This window comes from Sulfitobacter sp. M13, assembly GCF_053474885.1.
In genome coordinates this window covers 1,882,554-1,904,352 of the sequence record NZ_CM130281.1, presented here as the reverse complement: position 1 = coordinate 1,904,352, position 21,799 = coordinate 1,882,554, and the positions used below count along the sequence as shown (strand labels likewise).

The 21,799-nt window shown below is 55.7% G+C and carries 14 protein-coding genes; 11 read left to right on the top strand and 3 right to left on the bottom strand.

What is annotated here, in order from left to right; all coding sequences use genetic code 11:
• Window positions 1-47: 47 nt before the first annotated feature.
• Both ACVBAU_RS09085 and ACVBAU_RS09080 read left to right on the top strand, forming a co-directional pair.
• Window positions 48-1,877 (top strand): hypothetical protein, encoded by a 1,830-nt coding sequence (locus ACVBAU_RS09085; RefSeq protein WP_448325837.1) that lies wholly within the window; start codon window positions 48-50, stop codon window positions 1,875-1,877.
• Between the two features lie 110 nt (window positions 1,878-1,987).
• Window positions 1,988-3,250 carry a hypothetical protein gene (locus tag ACVBAU_RS09080; protein WP_448325835.1) on the top strand — a complete coding sequence of 421 codons (1,263 nt, stop codon included), beginning with the start codon at window positions 1,988-1,990 and terminating at the stop codon, window positions 3,248-3,250.
• Between the two features lie 204 nt (window positions 3,251-3,454).
• Here ACVBAU_RS09080 and ACVBAU_RS09075 read toward each other — a convergent pair whose 3' ends face one another.
• Window positions 3,455-4,420 (bottom strand): LysR substrate-binding domain-containing protein, encoded by a 966-nt coding sequence (locus ACVBAU_RS09075; RefSeq protein ID WP_448325833.1) that lies wholly within the window; start codon window positions 4,418-4,420, stop codon window positions 3,455-3,457.
• Window positions 4,421-4,504: 84 nt separating this feature from the next.
• On the opposite strand from ACVBAU_RS09075, the gene ACVBAU_RS09070 reads away from it, so the two are divergent.
• The 6 genes from ACVBAU_RS09070 (at window position 4,505) to ACVBAU_RS09045 (ending at window position 16,007) form a co-directional block, all read left to right on the top strand.
• Complete coding sequence (locus ACVBAU_RS09070) at window positions 4,505-5,410, top strand: DMT family transporter (RefSeq protein ID WP_448325831.1); 906 nt, start codon at window positions 4,505-4,507, stop codon at window positions 5,408-5,410.
• Window positions 5,411-5,838: 428 nt separating this feature from the next.
• On the top strand, window positions 5,839-11,382 hold the full coding sequence (locus tag ACVBAU_RS09065; protein ID WP_448325829.1) for a RecQ family ATP-dependent DNA helicase: 5,544 nt from the start codon (window positions 5,839-5,841) through the stop codon (window positions 11,380-11,382).
• 427 nt (window positions 11,383-11,809) lie between these two features.
• Window positions 11,810-13,474, top strand: a complete 1,665-nt coding sequence (locus ACVBAU_RS09060) for a phosphoethanolamine transferase (protein WP_448325827.1) — start codon at window positions 11,810-11,812, stop codon at window positions 13,472-13,474.
• Entirely contained in the window at window positions 13,471-13,872 is a 402-nt protein-coding gene (locus tag ACVBAU_RS09055) for a diacylglycerol kinase (protein ID WP_237271140.1), read from the top strand. Before ACVBAU_RS09060 ends, ACVBAU_RS09055 begins: the two co-directional genes overlap by 4 nt.
• Window positions 13,873-13,986: 114 nt before the next feature.
• On the top strand, window positions 13,987-14,643 hold the full coding sequence (locus ACVBAU_RS09050) for a response regulator (RefSeq protein WP_237272618.1): 657 nt from the start codon (window positions 13,987-13,989) through the stop codon (window positions 14,641-14,643).
• A complete protein-coding gene (locus tag ACVBAU_RS09045) occupies window positions 14,640-16,007 on the top strand; it encodes a sensor histidine kinase (protein WP_448325824.1) in 1,368 nt (455 codons plus the stop codon). The genes ACVBAU_RS09050 and ACVBAU_RS09045 overlap by 4 nt, the downstream gene beginning before the upstream one ends.
• Window positions 16,008-16,200: 193 nt before the next feature.
• Here the strand turns inward: ACVBAU_RS09045 and ACVBAU_RS09040 are convergent, their stop codons facing one another.
• Window positions 16,201-17,271 carry an alcohol dehydrogenase family protein gene (locus ACVBAU_RS09040; RefSeq protein WP_448325821.1) on the bottom strand — a complete coding sequence of 357 codons (1,071 nt, stop codon included), beginning with the start codon at window positions 17,269-17,271 and terminating at the stop codon, window positions 16,201-16,203.
• Window positions 17,272-17,350: 79 nt separating this feature from the next.
• Here ACVBAU_RS09040 and ACVBAU_RS09035 point away from each other — a divergent pair, with 79 nt between their 5' ends.
• Together ACVBAU_RS09035 and ACVBAU_RS09030 are read left to right on the top strand one after the other, a co-directional pair.
• Window positions 17,351-17,866 carry a TetR/AcrR family transcriptional regulator gene (locus tag ACVBAU_RS09035; protein WP_448325819.1) on the top strand — a complete coding sequence of 172 codons (516 nt, stop codon included), beginning with the start codon at window positions 17,351-17,353 and terminating at the stop codon, window positions 17,864-17,866.
• A gap of 401 nt (window positions 17,867-18,267) precedes the next feature.
• Entirely contained in the window at window positions 18,268-20,292 is a 2,025-nt protein-coding gene (locus ACVBAU_RS09030; RefSeq protein WP_448325817.1) for an ATP-binding protein, read from the top strand.
• A gap of 370 nt (window positions 20,293-20,662) precedes the next feature.
• On the opposite strand, the gene ACVBAU_RS09025 is transcribed toward ACVBAU_RS09030, so the two are convergent.
• The gene (locus tag ACVBAU_RS09025; protein WP_448325815.1) at window positions 20,663-21,049 is read right to left on the bottom strand and encodes a nuclear transport factor 2 family protein; all 387 of its coding nucleotides are present in this window, start codon (window positions 21,047-21,049) and stop codon (window positions 20,663-20,665) included.
• A gap of 378 nt (window positions 21,050-21,427) precedes the next feature.
• Between ACVBAU_RS09025 and ACVBAU_RS09020 the strand changes: the two genes are divergently transcribed.
• Window positions 21,428-21,550 carry a hypothetical protein gene (locus ACVBAU_RS09020; RefSeq protein ID WP_448325813.1) on the top strand — a complete coding sequence of 41 codons (123 nt, stop codon included), beginning with the start codon at window positions 21,428-21,430 and terminating at the stop codon, window positions 21,548-21,550.
• Window positions 21,551-21,799 lie beyond the last annotated feature (249 nt).

Below are 21,799 nucleotides of genomic sequence, written 5' to 3'. Positions count from 1 at the left end.
CAGCCGGCATGACGGCTGTGCAACACCCTCCTAAAAAGGATTTCTAAATGGGAATTTTTTCCAGCGCATCGCAGACAGCCTTAACAGCTACCATTTTGCCCGTCGCAAAAACAATGCAAACGGTCTTCGATGAAACCAAAGATGAAACTGAACGCAACCGCATCGCGCGCATTGGAGACTTTTTTAATACGCCGCTATCGGCCTTCAGTGGTGATATTCTCAAGTGGTTTGACGATCATTTTCCGTTGCTGAAAGAAATTGGAGGAGGACCATTGCCAGGAGCGGATCGTAATTTCTGGTCTTCGAAGAGTAGCTACGCGAAGTGGCGTGAAGTTGTCCGCCGCCGCATCAAGACAACGCTCGGCATGGTCGGTGCCAAAGCTGAGATTCGCGCCCGCGATGATGGCTGGACCCCGTTTCTAATCCTCCTTGATCAACTATCAAAAGATCGAGGCCCTGTGTATCCGGCTACATTTGCAGCCATACGGACGTTTTCAGATAAGGCGCGAGCAGCCGGGATCGACCCTATAGATTTAACGCCGCAAATTGTGCCAGGATTTCTCAAAACGATGCCATTTCATGAACAGGTAAAGTCATCGAACGCCCTCAAGGCGATTATGCGCCTAATGACATTTCAAGTGATTGCTGCGCATCTTCCGCCAGGCTACGACACGGCATATCTTGTTCCGGCCGCGTGCACACCGGTCCCGGACCCCGTCCGTGCTATGATCGCCGACATGGTCGAGAACGCGCGCTTCGACCGTACCACCTACGACGATGTATCGGAATCTTGTTCGGAGAATTTCAACGAGAAAACGGCCACGACTTACAGGGCCGCGCTGATAGCACTTGCCCGCGCCGCCCAAGAAACGAACCAGGCGGATCTGGCTTCGCTGGATTGTCTCGATCACTTGTTCGGTAACGAGATCCGCATCAGTGCAATCCGGCATTGGATTGGTCTTTCGGAAAAGGACCCCCGATTTAGTCTCCGTACCGCAGCAGACTACGTACGGATCGTCGCGCAGATCGGCAATGCCAACGGTCTCAAGACCAAGAAGTGGCTTAAGAGTCTGAAGAAAAATCCGCACCTGCGGGAAGGACAAACCGTCGGAAAAAAGATGTCCCCCAAGAACCGGGTATTTTGCGAGCGCCTGATCCACAATCCTTCCGATGTCCGAATATTCCTAAGTCAGCATGTTCTTTACAAAGAACGGGCGCAAGATATCCTCGCCACAGACAAACCCCTTTCTATCCAGCAGCTCCGCGATGCGAGGCGGTTTGCAAGCTGCGCAGCCTTTTCCGCTCTCGAGATCCGCGGGGCGGGCCTTAGAAAAGGCAGCGCCCTTGCGATCGAATGCGCAGGCGTAAACCAGAACTTGTTCCGAAAGACGACAGGCGACAAAAGAATCTTTGAGTTGCGGATCGCGCAGAAAGATATGAAGGGCGCATATGTTGATCTGCCCCCCATTCACGTCAGGGATGATAAATATTGCGGGTACGAGGTCCTGGACTGGTATCTGAAAACCGCGCGACCGCTCTTCAACTATGCCAACCCCAAGTTTTGTAAACATCTGGAATGCCCGATGGCTACACACCTCTTTGTCTCGGAACAGTCGCCTAACCCTGTCGCCGGTGCGATGCTATACAAGTGGCTGACCCGCAGTAGCGCCGAAATTGGTCTACCAATGTTTCCGCATAATTTCAGGCACGGGTTTGCAACCCTGCTTCTGGCACGATCATGGAGCAATCGTGGCCGAGCCGCTGCGTATTTGGGCTGCTCAGTGGGTGTGTTGGATACGTATTATGGCTGGATCGACAAGCAGCAGAAACTGGAGGAAGTTCAAGACTTGCTCGCAGAGGCGCTCGCCGGAAAATGAACAGACACTCAATCCTTTCGAAACCGCATTGGCAACCGAATGCGGCGTCCCCCGTCCTACTTAGCATGCCGCTCAATGAGCTATGGGCACTCGACAGTTTGATCGAATTCATGACCCAACATAACTGCCCCGAGCTCACGCCATCCGACTGCCATGTTTGGGCACGCCTGAATGAAAACGCGTCAGCAATTGATCATGCTATTAAAGCTATGATCAAGACCGATGGCACTGGCGCACCGCCGCTTGCAGCACTGCGCGTGGCACAAGAGATGCACACTGCCTGCGTGCGTTTTGCCGGCATCTCAAAAGAAGCCCGTCGTGACTATAAACGTCTGATCTCTCTGTATCCCGAAGACCTTCCTGAATGCTGGCAACAACATCTTATCTCTATTCGGAACCGCATGGAAGGCGGTGAGATCAGGCTGGTCTCGGATCTCTACGAGCGAATGACGCGCAAGGTCTGCCAGTACGGTTGGTTTCTTCATGAAAACGGCTTGGCGCTGGAATTTGAAACAGCGAAACTTCACTCGTTCTATGTCTACGAGACGACACGGATTTCTAACAGGGGAAGACCTCTGCGCCCCTCAACGCTCGTAGCAACATTCTCGGACCTCCGGGAATTTATAAAGCTCTCAAAAGGATTTTCACCAAAGATTATCGAAGACTTGAACCGGCTTCTAAAAAAGCTGCGTGATGGCTCAGATATAGTGACTTCGCAGAAATTTACTGCTCTCGCAAAAATCGACATTATCACAATCCTTCCTCGTGCCGATAATATTCGGCACCAAGTTCAAAAATACAAAAATCCTGCACAACGTCACATTCAACGCAACCGTGCGATGGCGATTGCAATACCACCGCTGACGCCACTTCGAAGGGAGTGGCACGATCTGCGTTTCGGCCGTGATTTAGTTTGGGCAGAGGGACGCTACCGTTTGCGCGACTATAAACTTCGCAAAACCCGGCACCGGGTTGGACGAGAGGCCTATCCGGGGTCGGTTCATCCGAGCGTCCAAGGCTTTGTGGATGCGCGGCTGCTACAAGATGACAACGAAAAATACCTGAACGCACTGCGAGCCACGGCTGAAGAAGACGAGTGGCCCCTTTTCGTCCACCCCAATGGATTATCAGTATCCGAAAATTATGTTTCTCAGATCTGGTCGAGGGAATTCGGAACAGGCGCGCATATCTGCAGGTCTATCGTTTACGATGTTGTATTTGCGATCAGCGAGGATGCGACGTTGGCCGGTATGCTTATGAATGATCACACATCCCAGCAAGCACGGAAGAAGTACACCGGCGATCAAGCCAAGCAAGCAGCGCTCGCCGCTGCAGGAAGGGAGATGGAGGATATCTTCGACAAGCTCTTTTAGAAAGACAGCAATGTGAGGTGGTTTCACGTAATGGGAAAGATCTGCGGTTCAGCTAAGATGATATAGCGTTGGTGCCATGCCTGCCCTTTGCATTTCATTTTGCAGTTATTCGTTTCAAAGCCTCTAAGCGACACGTCCGCTTCGAGCCCAGTTCGACCGATTTTCTGTCGTGCGGCTAAAGTCTGCTTTCGGTAAACATGTAAATCACGCACATGTGATTGCAGATTTCGTTTCGTTTGTTTCATCCGTGACCCAGCTGATGAAGTCTCGCACTTCTTGCCTTTCAATTGCTGCCATGGTCGCCGTGAGATCATAGCCAATATCGGTTTCGACTTTTTCCCGAAGAGGGCGAACCAGAAGTCCTGATAATATGAAATCCTGCATGACAGGCAAGCTGCCCAGCACTACACCCTGACCAGCGATGGCCGCTTGAACGGCGAGATTGTAATCCCTGAATTTGGTCCCTCGACTGCTGTCAATATGCTCGGCCCCAAGCCGGTCAAGCCAAGGCTTCCAGCCCATCCAAGTCCGTGTCGCCTTGGCCCAGTCAAGATCTGCTAAGTCCCAATGGATAAGCGGAACCCGATCAAGATCTTCAAGAGACCGGATAGCGCCCTCGCCTTGGGTCAGGCTGGGCGCGCAAAAGGCGCAAAGTGCTTCGTCGAATAGCCGCTGCGCGACCAAACCATCCTCAGGTCTGGCCCCGAACCGGATGGCCACATCTGCCGTGCCCTTGCGAAGGTCGACAAGTGCGAGTGAAGAATCGATAAGCACATCAACATCAGGGAACGCCCTGCGAAAACGATCTAACCGAGGGACAAGCCACGCCGTAGCGAAGGACGGTTCCGCAGAAATGATCAACCTTTTTCGACCGTCATGTGTTCGTATTTGCGCAACACCGCGCGCGATTTGGTCAAAACCCTGCCCAATGTTGCCTAATCCTGCATGACCAGCCGCAGTCAAACGCAAGCCACTTCCATGCCGTTCTATCAGCGGCGCGTTCAGAGCGCCTTCTAACTTCCGCACGAGCTGTTTTACGGCCGAGGGCGTAACGTGCAGCTCTTGTGCCGCCAGAACAAAGCTCAGGTGGCGGGCTGTCGCTTCGAAGGCACGCAGCGCATTGAGGGAGGGTAACCAGTCCGGCATAAAAGAAAGATAATCTAACTTCATATTGAAGATCAAATGAATTGATATAGGGGCGAGTATACCGATAGTGACGCAAATTCTAACCTTTGTTTAATGAAAGATGAAGCCATGACAAACATGCAAGCACCGCTTATGGCATCGCTAATTGTTGTCTTTACTGGCGCTATTTGGGGGTTTTACTGGATACCCGTAAGGGCGCTGGCCGAGCTTGGCTTGCTGGGGGCTTGGGGAACGCTGGCAATCACCGCCGCTGCCGCAATGCTGCTTTCTCCCGTCGCATATCATAAACGCCAACAGCTATTTCAGGCCGATCCACTTGCGCTGGCATCAATTGCTTTGGGCGGTTCGGCTTTTGCTCTTTATTCGATAGGTTTTGTATATGGACGCGTGGCCATCATCATCCTTCTCTACTTCCTGACGCCGGTCTGGAGCGCCCTTATCGGCCGTTACGTTATGCGATGGCCCATTTCGCGCCTGCGACTGGCAGCAATTTTGGTGGGCTTGGTTGGGCTTTTTATCATGCTCGGCGCGGAAGGAGAGCTTCCTCTTCCACGCGGGATGGGAGAATGGATGGCGCTGGCCGCCGGTATCCTGTGGTCGATAGGCACGACGGGCATGCGTGCGAAATCAGATCTGACCCCGGGCCCCTCAGCATTCATTTTTGCCAGTGGCGCAGCAATCACAGCGCTGATCCTTGCACCTATCTTCAGCCCGTTGCCGAGCGGTGGTGGTGATATCGTAAAACCGCTTGGTTGGGCTTTGGCAACAGGTGGCTTATGGTGGGGCATCTCCATCGCAAGCCTGATGTGGGCGACGGTTCGGCTTGAACCTGCGCGCGTCGGGTTGTTGTTGATGTCAGAGGTCGTGGTGGGTGCCGCCTCTGCCGCATTGATCGCCGCGGAGCGACTTTCCCCTTTGGAGTTTGTTGGCGGTGCGTTGGTGCTCTGCGCAGGTGTTCTCGAAATCTGGCCTGCGCGCCGACGATGCCAGGACACCGCGATAAGCGGGACATAACAGTAGTCGGCTCAGCAGAGCTGTTCACCAAGTTTACGGGGATCGCATGAAGACCCGCCACGGTCTTAATAGGGGCGAAATCCTCCTTTTTTCCGTTGAAACTAAATGCGAGCTTTCGAAAGCAATAGTAGTGATCTGTCTGCTTAAAAAAAATCCCTATTTTACTGATCGAGGAAGCGGACCTTGGCGCGGCCGCTTCGAACGGCAGCTTTGCCCGCACAGCTGACATCTATGCATGGTGTAGCAAAGGGCCGCTTCCCGCCCCTTGTGTTTATCTTCGCAAACGGCCCATAGCGGTCATTACTCAAGATCACCATTGCCGCAGCGCTGCTTCCCCATACCGGACCTTCACCCATACTTGGTCGCAACCTACTTTTTCGATTGAATTCGGCTTGTAGTTTCTATCTCCTCCCCCATGGAGGTATCACTTGCTCAAGCGTTTTTTGTCCGACGGGTTTCAAGTAGTTAGGGAGCACAGTGGCACCACCGCTTCGGCGACGCCAAATGCAACCATTGATGACCTACTTTCCGCCTCAGTTGGCTTCGATCTCGAAATCATCGATGACGCCAAGGGGCTGGGGCGTCTTCGTGACGCCGCCGCATTTCCTGCCGACGCTGAGCCAGAGGAGGCCGCTAACAAGTGCGGACTGTCGGCCGCGAAAATCGAGGCCGAACTACGTAGTCATCTCTTCGCGATCGGCCACAATGCAGCGATCCACGATCTCCCTGAGCTTGAAGCGCTGACACGGAGATCATTCGATGACCTTCAGCTCATCGATACGATCTGGCTCAGCCCTCTCGCCTTTCCCGCCCTCAAGTCGCATGCGCTGAACAAGCCCTACCTTGCCCAGACAGGTTTGGCAGATCCCGTTCAGGACACCTTGGAGACCATCGCCCTCCTTCGCTCCGAGGTCTTGGCTTTCGAGACGATGGATCGCGAGTGGATCAAGGTCCTGCGGTGGCTGTGCGGGCTCGGCGCAAGCCACAATGGCTACGCGGCCTTCTTCGATGCCGTCTTGGGGCGAGCCTCTACTCCTTCAGATGATAATCTGACGGGGGCCAAGCCGATCATCGACACGATCATCCGGTTGTTTCAGGGCCAGGTCTGCATGCGCGGGCTGCACGGCCAGCTTCTCCATGCTTTCGAGGCAAAGAACGGCTGGCCGCTGGCTTGGGCCCTGAGCTGGGTTCGGCATCGCGACCAGCGGCCGGCACCGGCCGAGTGGCTCCTAAAGGGGGAGCTCGGCTTCCAGGAAACCCTGGATGAGCTGGGCAAGCGGCGATGCAGCCAGTCCCGCTGCCGCCGCTGCCGGGACCATGATACATCGCTCCATAGCATGAACCGGTGGTTTCCGCCGGTCGAGGGCGAGACCCCGCGCTTCCAGCCGCCCTTCGACGGGAAGGGTATTGCCTATCAGCAACGCGTGATGGACGCAGCCTTGGCTCGGCGCTCCGCCTTGGGCATTCTCCCCACCGGCACCGGTAAGTCGCGCTGCTTCCAGGTGCCCGCCCTCGAGCATCACGAACGCACCGGCGATCTCACCGTGGTGGTCTCGCCTCTCAAGGCGTTAATGGAGGACCAGGCCGCCAAGGCAGAAGAGGAAGGTTTGCCCGGCGTCGCGCGGCTGCACAGCGATCTCGATGTCGTAACTCGCGACGAGATCCTCTCGGACATCCGCGAGGGCCGGATCGCCCTCCTCTACCTCGCACCGGAAAGCCTCGGCTCCAAATCGACACGCTCAGTGCTCGAGAGCCGGCGCATCGGCATGTGGGTCTTCGACGAGGCGCATTGCATTCCAGCTTGGGGCAATGGCTTTCGCGGCGACTATCGGCGCGCGCCAAAGTGGATCGCCGAGTGTGGCTCCTGTGGCAGCGACAAGGCCGCCCTCCTGTGCGTGACCGCCACCGCCCGGCCCGAGACACAGAAAGACATACAGAAAGCCTTTAAGACCGGCATGGGCCGGTCGCTCGCGGTGATCGACGGTGGGGCCGAACGTCCCAACCTCACCTACCGCGTGCTGCCCCGTAACGGCGAAACGCACGAGCAGCTGAGCGACATGCTTCGCGATCCGGAGCTGTTGCCCGCAGGTGGCCAAGCAATCATCTATGCCTACAGCCGAAAAGACACTCAGCAAATAGCGTCCAGTCTTGACGCCCTCGGCCACAGTGTGGAGTTCTACCACGCCGACCGCAGCCCGGAGGACAAGGCGCGAGTCGAACGCGACTTCGCCGAGGGACGCTTACAGGTCATTGTCTCGACCATCGCCTTTGGCATGGGTGTCGACTGCCCGCGGGTGCGTCTGGTGCTCCATACCGGACCCTCTGGCTCTCTCGAAGCCTTTGCCCAGGAAGCAGGGCGCGCCGGGCGCGACAAAAAGCCAGCCACCTGCATTCTCCTGCACGACCCCGATGAGCATGACCGCCGCCTTGGTGTTTGCGCCCAGGGGCATCTCCATAAGGAAGACATCGATGCTGTCCTGGCCTATGTGCTCGACATCCAGCGCCGCGTGCAGCGCAAGACCAACCGCTTCCCTCCGATCTCACTGCCCTACCAAGTGGTCGCTGAAGATGTGCTGGGGTTTCTGAAGGACTCGACCTACGTGCGCGCCGAGGAGCTACAGAGATCACGGGTCGACCGCATCGTCGATGAACTCGAGGCCCATGGCTTCATTCGCAAGGTCGGGCTGCAATCCGGATTTTCCCATCTCCGTGTCAAAAGTCAGGTTCTGGACGCGCTACAGCGCGATCCCAAGGGGCTCACCCGTATCCAGACCCGGATCGTCCAACATTTCTCCACCCAGGCGGCCAGGGGGGAAGAACCCCAGCTGCCCGACGACCTTGAGGAGCTCGCAGATATCTGTGGTCTGCGAAAAACCGGGCGATTGAAGGTCGTGCGCAAAGCCGTGGGCGCGCTCCGGGACCGGCGTAATCTTTTGCACTTCGACAAGACCGTCGACATCAAGCTCGGCGGTGCGCGGATTGCGCCGCGCCTCATCTCGACTTGGGCGGAGAAGAGCAACGCAGTGGTCGAAGTCATCATCAACCTGTTCGAGGCCCGGGCTGCGGCGGAAGAGGACAGCTTCGACGACACCCAGGCGGTCGAGGAAGGCGAGCAACCCGACAAGCCCGCGCCGCGGCCATTCCAAATCACGCTCGCAGCGCTTCTTCAGAAGGTTCAGAGCGAGGTTGAAGAAGGCGTGCGCCTCACCGCCAATGAGGCTCTTCAACTCCTCGAGGAGCTACGCCGACTCAAACTCATCAGCGTCAAGGTGGCGCCGGCCAACCTGACGAGACAGCTCACGATCTACGCGTCCGATCTCGAGCCGGACGGCCTCCGGGCTCGGCTCGAACAACACCGTGCACAGACATCACGCGTCTTCGAGGTGCTCGAAAAGCTTGCGGACGACGAGCGCCACCTGCGTATCGAAACGGATCATCTCGCTGAAGAAGTGGCAAGTTCCGATATGGATGTCGAAGGGACCTGGCGCGCTCCGGACGGCTCCAGGCTCGCGGCGGGTGCAGCAGAGCGGCTCGTGCGGCGTCATCTGCGCCTTCTGACACGGATCAAGGCGCTCGACATCTCGGCCGGGCTCTACAGCAAGAGTGAGGCCGTCTGCGTCGAGATCGCACCGCGCGATACCAATCTGACCGTCCGCTCCTACACTCAGGAGATGTTCCGCACCGGGGTGGAGGCCTTTCAGGAGGAAGAGATCCGCCAGCTGCACCTCATGGACGGATACGCCCGGCAGGTGCTCGATGCGCCGGATGAGGCGGCCGAGCTTCTAAAATCCTATTTCGCGACACCGTCGAAGGAGAGCCTCGCGACCTTCTTCGAGGGCGAAGAGCTGAAGGTGGTCCGTGAAAACCGCCCTGCCCCGGTCCAGCGGCAGATTGAACTGCGCAGCAGGCTCGACGCAAAGCAATCTAAAATCGTGCATGACGACACAAGCCTGAAAGATCTGCTGGTCCTGGCCGGCCCGGGTGCCGGCAAGACGCGGGTGCTGGTGGAACGCATCGTCTGGCTCGTCGGCGTCGAGCGCGTGCCGCCAGACCAGATCCTGGCTTTGTGCTACAACCGGAGAGCCGCGGAAGAGATCCGCTCGCGCCTGCGTGCAAAGTCCGCGCTTGGCCGACGCGGCGCGGTCGTCTCGGTCTACACCTATCACTCTTTTGCCCTGCAGGTGCTCGGCCAGTCCTTCGCAGAGCTCTCGGATGACGCGGTGGGCGAGGAAGTCGGGCTCACCGACGCCGAGGCCGACAGCGGGCGCAAGGCCAGCGCCTTCGATCGCATCCTGTCGCGCGCCAGTGCGCGGCTCACCCAGCAACGCGATGACGGCGGCAATCTCTCGGACCTCATCCTGCGGCGCTTCCGCTGGGTCTTCGTCGACGAGTTTCAGGACGTAACTGCGGACTCCTTCGCGCTGATCAAAGAGATCTCCCAGCAGAGTCAGAAGAAGGCCGCGAGCGAAGCGCGCAGCGCAGCCGACCTCGTCGATGTCCGCTTTATTGCGGTCGGAGACGATGACCAAAATATCTATGACTTCGGCGGTGCCAGCGGGCAGCACATCCGCGCTTTCGACCGGCTGTTCAACACGCCCAAGAATATGCCTGAGCTGACATGGAACTACCGCTCGAGCGGAGCCATCCTGCACTGTGCGGCAGAGATTATCTCCCACTGCTCCGATCGCCTGAAGACCCGGGAGATCGAAATCGATCCAGACCGGGCCCATGATCCATTGCAAGGTCGCTATCACCGACCGCGCGATCCAGATCTTGGTCGGGTAACGATCCTTGAGAATGCCGATCGAACCATCGACAGCCACGCGGCCCTCGCGACAGCCGAGCTGCTCCGCCTGCGCGCAGCGGTAGGCAAGGAAAAATGGCGCTGGGCATCAACCGCCGTGCTGGTGCGCCGGCGCGCGCATATACCGGTGGTCGAGCGCGCACTGGTGGGTGCCGGGATCGAGGTGTCGCGTGATCTCCAGGGGCTCGTGCCCATGGCGCGCGTTAAGGAAGCTGTCCGGGTCAGGGAGTGGCTCGAGAAGAAGGAGCGCGTAGGCCGAGTGCTCCTGCCGGAGGACATCGAGCGGGTCGCCGGTTGGCTGGAACGGCATTATGGAAGCCTCTGGGCGCGTGCCGTGGCACAATGGCTCAGGGATTACCTGCGTGACCAGATGGATGCGCACGAAGAAGGCCCCGAGTGGAGTTCCGAGAGAAGCGAGGCTGCCGAGGAACAGCCGGCGGAGATCTCGCCGCGCCTGGCGCTTGAGGAGTTCGTCGAATGGGCGCATGGCTGGCGGCCCGAGCAGAACGGCGTGATGGTGCTCACCGCGCACAGCTCCAAGGGCCTTGAGTTCGACAATGTCGTCATCTGCGATTGCGACTGGCTTCACGGCTTGTCGATCACTGGCGCAGATCGACGGCTCTTCTATGTTGCCGCCACCCGGGCCCGATATAGCCTGAGCCTGACAACAGGGGGCTTCATGGCGCCGACGAGGCGGTTGATCTCGGGAGAGAGGTCGGAGCACCTCTCGCCGCTCGATCTTGAGCCGCACCGACCCTCACTGGAAGCTCAAGCCAAGGCACCGCTGATCCCCTGCTCTGTCCGGGATGTCTTTCTGTCTTTCCCGGCCTGGGATGGGCCGGGGTGCTATTCCGACGAGAGCGACAGGCAAAAGACCAAGGCCGTCATCTCCGGGCTGAAGCCCAGTGATCGCGTCCTGATTAAGAAAACCCAGAGCCAACGGGATCGAAATCCCTGGCATGTCTTTGCACTTATCGAGAATGGGCTGCATCGGATCGGCAAGATGCAGAGAGGCTTCTCGCCGGGTGTGGCCGGAGAGGAGTTCTATGCCGAGGTGTTTGCCCTCGTCTCTTGGCGCAAGACCGACAGCGACGAAGATCAGCACGGCAAGATCTGCCTCGATCAATGGTTCACTGTCATCCCCGAATGGCGGTCCATCGGCAGCTAAGGCAATACGAAAAGGTTAACTTGGCTTTGATGATGTGACCGCCCCCCCCGACGGCATCGATGTGCCAATGTGGGTCTGCACTCGCGCAATAGTAAATTTCGTTAAGACAACGTCGACTTTTGATGTCGCTCTGCCCGCCTAAGGCACGCGCAGCGAAAATCGGCTCACCGCCTATGGTGTAGATCAGCACGAACGGCCCGAAGCGGACATTCATTACCTGCTGTAATGCTGCCATTACCTGCTGTAATGCTGCGCTGCGGCAGGTCAATGGTACCATGTGAGCCTTGACCCCACCGCAAATTTGTTCTGGCCGAACCTGCTACTTCACAGAAAAGGCGGCGCTCGAACTCGAATGGTTTTCATTCGTAAGCTTCTCGTAAGCTTCCAATGATCATGAGCACGCAATTGACCTTGCGAGAGCTCTACAATGCCAACTTTTCACTCCCTTAGATGCCGAACGGCAGAACTGCGTGAGCGGTCAACTATTTCGCCACTCTTGCTGTCCGTTCTGACCATCGCATTCATGTTTTGTGTCGACAATGGCACGTTCTGGGTGATCGCTGCGGATGTCTTCTCGGGCCATCTGATTTCCCTGTTAGGATATATGGCAGCATTGTTTCTTCTGACGCTGGCGGCATTCAGCCTGTTTGCCTTTCCGTGGACAGTTAAACCGTTTCTGATCTCGATGCTGATCTTGACTGCTATGACGTCGTATTTCGTTGATACGCTGGGGATCATCATAGACCGTGACATGATACAGAATATCTTTGTCACGACCGTGAGTGAATCCAGACATCTGATAACGGCTGGCTACATCACCCACCTTGTTATTTTCGGCATTTTACCCTCACTCTTGGTGCTCTGTGTCCGCATTCGACCGCAGCGGCGCGTTAGTGCGGCCGTGACACCGATGCTGACATGCGTTTTAAGTTTTGCGTTGGCGGCGGGCTTGTTGATGGCCGACCTGAAATCCTATTCTTCCATCCTGCGCGAACGGAAAGATTTCATGAGCAGCTATCAGCCAGGCGCGCCGCTCGTGGCCGCGATCCGATATGCTAAAATGATGTCGCGTTCAGCCAAGCTGGACCTCGTCAGAACCGGAACGGACGCACGGACCGGCGCTGCGTATGACGAGCCGCAAAAGCCCATGCTGACGATTGTTGTTGCCGGTGAAACAGCGCGCGCCCAAAATTTCAGCCTGAACGGCTATGATGTTGACACAAACCCCGAGTTGGCACAGTTGCCGATCATCAATTTCAGCAGCGCGCAGTCTTGCGGAACCGCGACAGCCGTATCGCTGCCCTGCATGTTCTCGAAATTCAGCCGCGACACCTATTCGTATGAGAACGGCATTTCGACCGAGAACGTGCTGGATGTGCTGGGGCACGCAGGGCTGCATGTTGAATGGTGGGACAACAACACCGGTGACAAAGGGATTGCCGCGCGGTTCAAGACGCGCAAATTTACCGACCTGAACAATTCGGAATTCTGTTCGACGGGTGAATGTATGGACGGAATATTCATTGAGCCCCTCAAAGACTACATCGCGTCGATCACCGAAGATACCGTTCTGGTCCTCCACCAGATGGGAAGCCACGGACCGACCTACTACCAGCGTTACCCAGAAGACTTCGAACGTTTCAAACCGGCCTGCCGCTCCTCAGAGTTCAAAAAATGCACGCCACAGGAGATTACCAACGCCTACGATAATACCATTGCCTATACCGATCATATCCTCGCCCGGATCATTGGCATGCTGTCCGCAGATGACCGCCTGGCCACATCGCTGATCTATATGTCGGATCACGGTGAATCTCTGGGTGAGCATGGGCTCTATCTGCACGGCGCACCCTATTTCATGGCTCCGGAAACGCAGACCCATGTGCCGATGATCCTGTGGCTGTCTGATGCCTTCAAGTCCCGCTTTGGCATTGACGAAAGCTGCGTCGCCGAACAGGAGAACAACCCGCTTTCGCATGACAACCTGTTCCACTCGTTACTTGGTTTGCTTAATATCGACACAGCAGAGCGAAATGCCGATCTGGATATCTTTTCTTCCTGCAAAACCAGAGTAGAGTTGGCCAAGATATGAAGTTTGATAAGGCAATCCGGCCTCAGAAACCTGCGCGGGTCACCGGGGTTGCCCATGTCTTTGCCGCAGCAGGATATTCGATCGGGGGCATCCGCAGGCTATGGTTAGAAACTGCGTTCCGGCATATCGTCGTGGCTTTGCCGCTCTGTGGTGTGCTGTTGTACGTCATGGATGCGGAACTCTTCGACTACCTGATCCTTTTGATCCTGTTCTCCGGCCTCATCGCAGTGGAAGCGCTGAACACGGCGATCGAATGTATCGTCGACCACCTGACACCGCAGTGGGAGGTGTTCGCGCGCGACGCAAAGGATCTGGGATCACTTGCAACAATGTGCCTGCTGTTTGCGAATGGCGTTTTTCTGTGTGCTGTGGTTTTGCGTTCTTACGGCATAGGCTGAAAGGCATCCGATGGATAGGTCGAGAAAGGAGACGTTTCTCATGCGCAAACGGCAGTCGAAATCAAGCGTTGGGCGAACTGTGGCAAGCTTCTCATCGGATCGGACTGGACCAAAATGCGCATCCTCCTGATTGAAGACGAAGCTGCACTTGCGCGGCCGCTCATAGAGCATCTGGAGGCTGATCAGAACATTGTCGAATGGTTTGACACGCTGGACGAGGCCGATGCCGCGCTGCGCACCTTGGATTATGATGTGGTTCTTTTGGACCTGAAACTGCCTGATGGAGACGGGCTCATCTTTCTCAGTTCATTGCGGGCGCGGATGCTGCGGACGCCGATCATCATTCTGACTGCGCGCGACAAGGTCTCGGACCGGATTGACGGATTGAACCGTGGTGCCGATGACTATGTGATAAAACCCTTCGATCTCGATGAGGTAAAAGCGCGCGTTCACACCGTATGTCGGCGGAGCGCAAACCAGATTGCGCAAACTGTCCAGCTGCGCGATCTGGTGATCAACCTGTCGGATCACAGTGTCATCCGTGCTGGGCAACCGGTCCGGCTGACCGCAAAGGAATGGGGTGTGTTTGAAACGCTGCTGCGCCGAAAGTCACAGATCGTGCCAAAGGAGAGCCTCGAGGCCTCTATCTATGCCTACGGTGAAGAGATAGAAAGCAACGCTCTCGAAGCACATATCAGCCGCCTCCGCACAAAATTGGGCAAAGACCTGATCGTAACGCACCGGGGTATGGGGTACGCACTGACAAAATGATTAACCGCCGCAAAAGCCTGTTTCAGTCGCTTCTGGGTTCGTTGCTTTTGCCCGGACTGATCGTCATGGTGGTGAGCGTTTTCATCGTCCTCCATGTATTCATGGACGAATATGACGAACTGCTCGATGCCAGCCTCACTGGCAAGGCCCATCTGCTGCGCGACATCATCGAAACCTCCCAAAGGACCACGGGAAGCATCGGCACCGGTGCGGGCAATCTGCTGGACTACGAAAGCGATCTGCGCAAGCCGAATGAGCGGGCTTTGCTGTGGTATGTCGGTGTGAACGGTGAGGTCATGGCGCGATCCATGACAGTAGGAACTTTCGCGCTGCCTGTACCACTGCTTCCAGGTCTGAGCACCACGCGCGGGCATCGTGTCATTGTTCTGCCGTCGGATCAGCCTGGGATGGGAAGCGTGGTGGTGGCCGAACCGATGATCGAACGCAGCGAAGCGATAACCGATGTGATCATCGGGGTCGTTGTCGGTTTAGCACTGCTGGGACTGCTCTTTGCCCTTGCGTCATTCTGGGCGGTTCGCCGTTCAGTTGCGATGATTGCAGAGCTCAGCCGAAACATCGCCGAAAAGAACGAACACAACCTGTCCCCTATTGATCGTGACAATACATTCGCCGAGATCACGCCGGCGATTGACACGCTCGACGGGCTGATGTCGCGGCTCGACCGCGCGTTGCATGCGGAACGTGCCTTTGCCACCAATGCCGCCCACGAATTGCGCACACCCGTCGCGATTTGCCTGGCCCAGGCGCAAAGGCTTCGGGCAAAGATCAATGACCCGGTCCAAACCGGCAACCTTGTCGAAATCGAGACGGGTCTGAAACGTCTGGAACGCTTGATTGAACGCCTGCTGCAATTGTCACGGGCGCAGTCCGGGTTGGGCCTGAATGCGTCTGTGACAGACCTAAATCCAGTGATCACGCTCCTGATGAACGAATTGCGCAATCAATGCCCGGATACTGACAAGCTGGTGCTGAAATTCCCCACAGGCCGCTGTTTAAGCCGCGTCGATCCGGACGCATTGGGTATCATCCTGACCAACATATTCGACAACGCCCTGAAACACGCCTGTGGCACTGCAGCCACGATCGTGGATGCCAGTCGGCCGGGAGATGTGTTGGTATCAAACGACTGCGCCCCGCTATCCACTACCGATTTTGAAGCTATGAAACAGCGATTTATCCGACGCGACACAGTTTCAGACGGATACGGTCTTGGACTGTCGATCGTTCAGGATCTGTGCAATCAGTCTGGCTGCCAATTCGAGATCTATGGCCCCCGTCCGGACAATCCACGCGGTTTCGCAGCCGTCGTGCGCCTGCCCAAAGTTGAGATTATCAAAGCATAGCGAATGAAAATGTCGATTTCGTCATCGATGGACATATGTCGCAACCGCGGCGAATGTCTGCTTCCCGCCCTTGGTGTCGGCCGAAGCGAACGGCCCAAACCGGACCCCTACATAGTAGGCTGCGAAGGTCCGGTTCGAGGTTTTTGCCCAAGCATGCTTCTTGTCGAAGGCTCCGATCGCATCCTCGTGGCTGTCAGCCTGCGATCGCCACCCCAATCTTACCCATGTGTGACTTTTCCAGAAATGCCTTCTGCGCCGCGTGCAAGTCGGTCAGTGGATAGGTTTCGGCGACCACGGGCTTGATCTCGTCCGCTTCAATGTAGCTGATCAAGTCAGCGAAAACGCCTGGCTCCTGCCGAGTGCTACCAATCAGTGTGAGGTCTTTGAGGTAGAGAGTCCGCAGATCAAGCTCAACAATTGGCCCTGCGATAGCACCTGACGTCACGTAGCGGCCCCGAGGGACCAAGGTATTGAGCAGTTCGGGCCAGCGCGGCCCACCTACAAGGTCGAGCGCGACGTCGAAAGCTTCATCTGGATAAGCTTCGTCGCGGGCCATCACCACATCAGCACCAAGCCCCTTCAGCGCGTCCATCTTGGCCGGGCTGGTAGAAGCCGTGACATGCGCGCCGCGCCGCTTGGCCAGCTGCACCGCCGCCGAGCCGACGCCGCCTGATGCGCCTGTGATCAGCACACGTTCGACGCCCAGTCCGGCGCGTTGGATCATGCCTTCGGCGGTGGAGAATGCACAAGGGAAGGACGCGAGTTCGATATCCGAAAGGGGGCTCTCGATCCGCAATGCGTGTTCGTCGCCCACGGTGGTGTATTCGGCGAAGCCGCCATTGCGCTCCGAGCCGAAGGTCACAAGCGCATCTGGTCCGGCACCGTTTGGACGATGCATAGGCCGCACCAGCACGCGCTGACCGATCCGCGCAGCGTCCACACCGTCACCAACCGCAACGATCTCACCGCAGCAGTCCGCACCTTGGATGCGCGGAAAGCTGAGCGCACCGGACCATGCGCCGTCGGCATCAGAGGCACCTGCATAGCCCTCTGTCGCGGCCGAACCAGTGTCGCCCCGCACCGCTTTCGAATACCAGCCGGTTCGGGTGTTGATGTCCGTGTTGTTCACCGCCGACGCGCCCACACGGATCAATACCTCGCCAGCTTCCGGCCGCGGAACCAAAACGTCGTCACGCCATTCAAGCTTATCCAACCCGCCATGGCCCGTGAGGATTACAGCTTTCATCGTTTCAGGAAGTGTCATTGTGGCATACTCCAGTGTAGAATGATTACTCTACTTGCGTAGGTAGAGAGATCGTTCTACATCGTCAAGTATGAGCGATATGATGAACAAGATATCCGCAGGGCTTGAGCGTGCCTTTGCCAATCGGGGCTTTGCCGAGCCCAGCGTCGAGGATCTGCGGGATGCTGCGGGCGTGAGCCTCCGCACGCTTTACAAGTACACGCCGTCCCGGGCGGAAATGGTGCTTGCTGCGTTGGAGAACCGGCACCAGCGCTATCTCGCCCGCGTTTTTGATGACCTGCCAGAGGACCCAAGAAAGGCGCTCGACAAGGTTCTGACCCGCGTCGGGAACTGGATGGCGACCGAGAGCTCGCATGGCTGCCTCTTTCATGCTGCGGTGGCGGCCGAACCGGGAAGTCAGCCTCTTCGCGCTCTACTCGAGCGTCACAAGGCAGAGGTCGCTGCAAAGGCCGCAGCAGCGACCAATCTGAAGGATGCCGATATCACACTGTTGTTGATCATCGAAGGACTGACGCAAACATGGCCCCTGCATAGCGAGGCCGCTCTTGATGCGGCCAAGCGATTAGGTCTTTCACTGCTATCATCGGACAGTTGACGGACCCACAGCCAAATCCCGCGGCTCAATCTGCTTCAAGGCCGAAACGCTTATTAAACTCGCGGGGAGAATAACGGCAGCTTTGCCGCATAGCCGACATCTATTTCAAACGCAGCGAAAGTCCGCAAACCGCCCACTGCGGCTTCCCGAGACCGGCCATTCACGCATCATGCAGAATTCTCGATTGGTGAGAGTCAGAGAACGATATCGCGTCCTATGCAAAGTGCCGTAACGGCAACTGCGCGTCGCGAATGTTGTGTTATTTAGAATGCTACGCTTAACGTATGGTCAAGATAGCGTAACCACAAACAAGCAGGCTGAATGTTGTTATGCACTTAAGAATACTTAGGCAAACGCGGATTGGTGGGCCATGGGCGTTGGTAGGCATCTGCGTCGCACTCATGATCATCGCGGCTGCAGCATATCGCATTGATCGGTTGCTATACGCTACACATCTTCAAGATGTTCGAGCCACTACCTATAGTGAACTTTTGGAAGTGCGAGAAGGCTTTGAGGGCATACTCCATTCCCAGTCACTTGTTCTGCGTGAGCTTTCGACCTTCATAGGAGAAAATCCAGATATCTCACAAAAGCAATTTTCGGAGCGTGTTTCAAACATTCGTGGTGTGGATGGTAGCGTAAGAAGTATTGCCGCGGCCCCTGATATGATCATCACCTTAGTCCATCCACTGGAAGGCAATCGAGGCGCGCTGGGTTTAGACTATAGAACTAACAAAGAGCAATTCCCCACGGTAAAAAGAATGTTCGAGTCCGGAGAGGAGATGATCACCGGTCCCGTAGCCTTGGCACAGGGTGGCTCCGGACTAATTTTGAGGGCACCGGTCTATCTACCCGAGATTGGCGCTAAATATGATGTTGTAGCCGGCGAAGCTGACCGACTGTTCTGGGGAGTTGCTTCATTGGTGCTCGACTATGATCAGTTTCTGGCGAAGTCTGGTATCACAGAAGCTGAAGACAGATACGAACTTTACATCGATATTTCGGGTCAATCGCCCGATGATGAAGGTACATTCGTTTATGGAAATCAGGCAGTGCTCGAAGAAAATACTGTACAGTTACAGTTCGACTTTGAATTCGAAGACTGGGTGCTTCATGCTATAACAAAGGGCGGTTGGCCGAAAACTTACCCAGATAGATGGATGCATCGAACCGCGATAACGGTTGCCGGCCTGATACTGATATCAACTCTTTTCTACGTGCTCTGGCTATCGGAAAAACGAAAGCAAGCGGAGGCTATACTAAATAGGGGCATCGGGGCGTTAAGTGATGGCTTCGTGATGTTTGATGAACACGACCGACTGATAATGAGTAATGAGAAATACAGAGAGATATATGGTTTCCCACAGTCGTTGATGAAGCCGGGGACGCATCTGAGGCAATTTCTAAACGCCGGGGTGAAAAAACAAAGTAAATCTCAAGATCGAACTGGCGAAACCGTGTGGATGAAGCATCGATTGGCATCTTACCGTTCAGCGCTACCGGCTGATAGCGAGCAGTATTTGTCGGATGGCAGAGTCGTTAAAGTTTCGGACCATCGCTTAGAAAATGGCAGCTACGTTGGCCTCCGCGTAGATGTTACGGAATTAAGCCAAGCCAAAAAAACAGCAGAGACTGCAAATAACGCCAAAACTGACTTCATGGGGGTTTTAAGCCACGAGCTTCGAACGCCTCTAACCGTTATACTTGGGGTTGCTAAGATATCTCAGATTGCGCGTTTGATGCCCGCCTCCAGGAAGTTTTTTGAAGCGCACGAAGGTGGAAGCGTATCACCGTCAGAGGCATTGGCGTTGGTGAATGATGTTTTTGACCAGCTTTCAAGCATGATGGATCGCTTGATCAAATCTGGAGAGCATCTGCTGTTTTTGGTAAATGAGATGCTTGATGTTGCGAAGGTGGAATCGGGCACCCTGGTTGTCGAACCGACGCTGTGTGCAGTGTCAGACATTGTAGAACCCGTCATAGATCAGCTTAGAACACTTTCTCATGAGAAAGGACTGGATTTTGAGGTAGTGCAAAATGCCGACTTGGTGTTTGCTGACATTGTCAGATCGCGTCAAATTCTCTTTAATTTGATAGGTAACGCGATAAAATTTACCGATGTCGGATTTGTTCGACTGGATATTAAAGCTGCGCAAGGGATTGTGACCTTTTCAGTCAAAGATAGCGGACCAGGAATACCTGAGGACGATTTAGATAGCATTTTTGATATCTTTTATCAGGTCGACTCCACCGCGACACGACGGGCTGGTGGTACCGGAATGGGCTTAGCCATTGCCCGAAGTTTAGCAATTTTGCAAAATGGCAGCCTCACCGTGAGCAGCGCAGTTGGCGTAGGCACTTGCTTTGAATTAAGTTTACCAGATCCAACTGAAAATGGATCTTCCGCGAGCGCTATCAAGCTATAGGAGAACTCGTACTCGGTAGCTTAAAGTGTAGCAGTGACTGCAACATATTCCAAGCTGTTGTGGTTTTGACCTACTCGCAAGTACCGCTCATCATTCTCAGTGCCGATCGCTCCAGCGCTTGACTGAATGTCCGTTTCCGCAGTCGGGCCGGGGTTCTTTCGGGCACGCAGCGAAAGTCCGGTTTCCGCCCCGTATGTCGATCGACGAGAACGGCCCAGACCTGCCATTCAATCGCCGACCTCATGCTGCAATGCAGCCCGTCGGAGCGGCCATTAGCACATCGTGCAGCATTTTTTAGAATAGATGACTGCAGAGTGGACAAACCAAACGTCGAGCATCTGCTTTCGAACAACCGCTCTCCAGACGCAAATTAGAACATGCTGTTGTCATTCTCACTATTGTCGGGCAGCTCCTGAAGCACGTCCCAGTGTTCTACAATTTTTCCGTTCACATTGAGACGAAAGATGTCGATACCGGCATATTCCAGCCCCGCCGGCCAAATCTGATGACAGTGCAGAACCACGAAATTCCCCTCGGCAATGGCGCGTTTGATCTCGACACGCTTCTCGGGGTTTTCCGCAGCCATTCGCTCGAAATATGCAATAAAGGCGCCCTTGCCGTCACCGACATGTGGATTGTGCTGGATGTAATCGTCCCCAGCAAAAGTCGCGATGGCCTTTGACGGTTCACAGTCGTTGAACATCATCTCGTAGAAAGCGATCACATTGGCTTTATCAATTTCTGGGTTACGGGTCATGTTTTTATCCTCATTGGTCGGGTGCATTCCGGGCCGAGATCGAGATGCCCTTGTATAGGCTCTACAACTTACTGTTGTCGCGCGGCATGTGGTCGAGAATTGTCGCCACGGTGTCTTAGTGCTGAAAGGAAAGCGTATTCGCCTCAAAACATAATAGTATGAGGCAGACGTTCATGCTCAATGAAGCATCTGGAAATATAAGCTCGTTGCAGAAGTTAGTTTGACGGAGGACTAAAGTTTGCTGAGCGGGCTTTGCTGCCCTTCGTCGAAATTGGAAGTGCCAGCCTCAGTGTTTTGTGATAGGTGTTAGCCACTACTTCAGTTGTTGCTGCCTGTGCATTGCAGAGTAAGCGACAGCTCTTTATAAAAGGCTTCCCCATGAAAAAGATCGATGTCGATGCCGACCTCAAGCGTTCTAAATTCCTAATCCGCGCAATGGTGTTACAGGTCGTTTTGGTGCTTGTCGCAATGTTCTGCTACTGGATTTATTTGAAATCGTGATAATCCATGACTCAGCACCATGTGCTGGCCGGCAATAGTTTATGGGTCTTTGGCGCACTAACCACTGACAGGCCAAATGGGCTCACTGCCGGACTTCGCTGCAGATGCACCCCGAATAGATTGGGTAGTGGCACTGAGCGTCTGCTTTCTTAGGAATTTCCGATTTAGTGTGCAGGTGCAGGTGTAGGTGCAGCGAATGTCGGCAGACCGCCCTTGGTGTCGGCCGAAGCGAACGGCCCAGAGCCGACT

What these genes read in the sequence shown, in the direction of transcription:
- ACVBAU_RS09085 (WP_448325837.1), top strand. Translation starts at nt 48, where the DNA reads ATGGGAATTTTTTCCAGCGCATCGCAGACAGCCTTAACAGCTACCATT.
- ACVBAU_RS09080 (WP_448325835.1), top strand. Translation starts at nt 1,988, where the DNA reads ATGACCCAACATAACTGCCCCGAGCTCACGCCATCCGACTGCCATGTT.
- ACVBAU_RS09075 (WP_448325833.1), bottom strand. Translation starts at nt 4,420, where the DNA reads ATGAAGTTAGATTATCTTTCTTTTATGCCGGACTGGTTACCCTCCCTC.
- ACVBAU_RS09070 (WP_448325831.1), top strand. Translation starts at nt 4,505, where the DNA reads ATGACAAACATGCAAGCACCGCTTATGGCATCGCTAATTGTTGTCTTT.
- ACVBAU_RS09060 (WP_448325827.1), top strand. Translation starts at nt 11,810, where the DNA reads ATGCCAACTTTTCACTCCCTTAGATGCCGAACGGCAGAACTGCGTGAG.
- ACVBAU_RS09055 (WP_237271140.1), top strand. Translation starts at nt 13,471, where the DNA reads ATGAAGTTTGATAAGGCAATCCGGCCTCAGAAACCTGCGCGGGTCACC.
- ACVBAU_RS09050 (WP_237272618.1), top strand. Translation starts at nt 13,987, where the DNA reads ATGCGCATCCTCCTGATTGAAGACGAAGCTGCACTTGCGCGGCCGCTC.
- ACVBAU_RS09045 (WP_448325824.1), top strand. Translation starts at nt 14,640, where the DNA reads ATGATTAACCGCCGCAAAAGCCTGTTTCAGTCGCTTCTGGGTTCGTTG.
- ACVBAU_RS09040 (WP_448325821.1), bottom strand. Translation starts at nt 17,271, where the DNA reads ATGACACTTCCTGAAACGATGAAAGCTGTAATCCTCACGGGCCATGGC.
- ACVBAU_RS09035 (WP_448325819.1), top strand. Translation starts at nt 17,351, where the DNA reads ATGATGAACAAGATATCCGCAGGGCTTGAGCGTGCCTTTGCCAATCGG.
- ACVBAU_RS09030 (WP_448325817.1), top strand. Translation starts at nt 18,268, where the DNA reads ATGATCATCGCGGCTGCAGCATATCGCATTGATCGGTTGCTATACGCT.
- ACVBAU_RS09025 (WP_448325815.1), bottom strand. Translation starts at nt 21,049, where the DNA reads ATGACCCGTAACCCAGAAATTGATAAAGCCAATGTGATCGCTTTCTAC.
- ACVBAU_RS09020 (WP_448325813.1), top strand. Translation starts at nt 21,428, where the DNA reads ATGAAAAAGATCGATGTCGATGCCGACCTCAAGCGTTCTAAATTCCTA.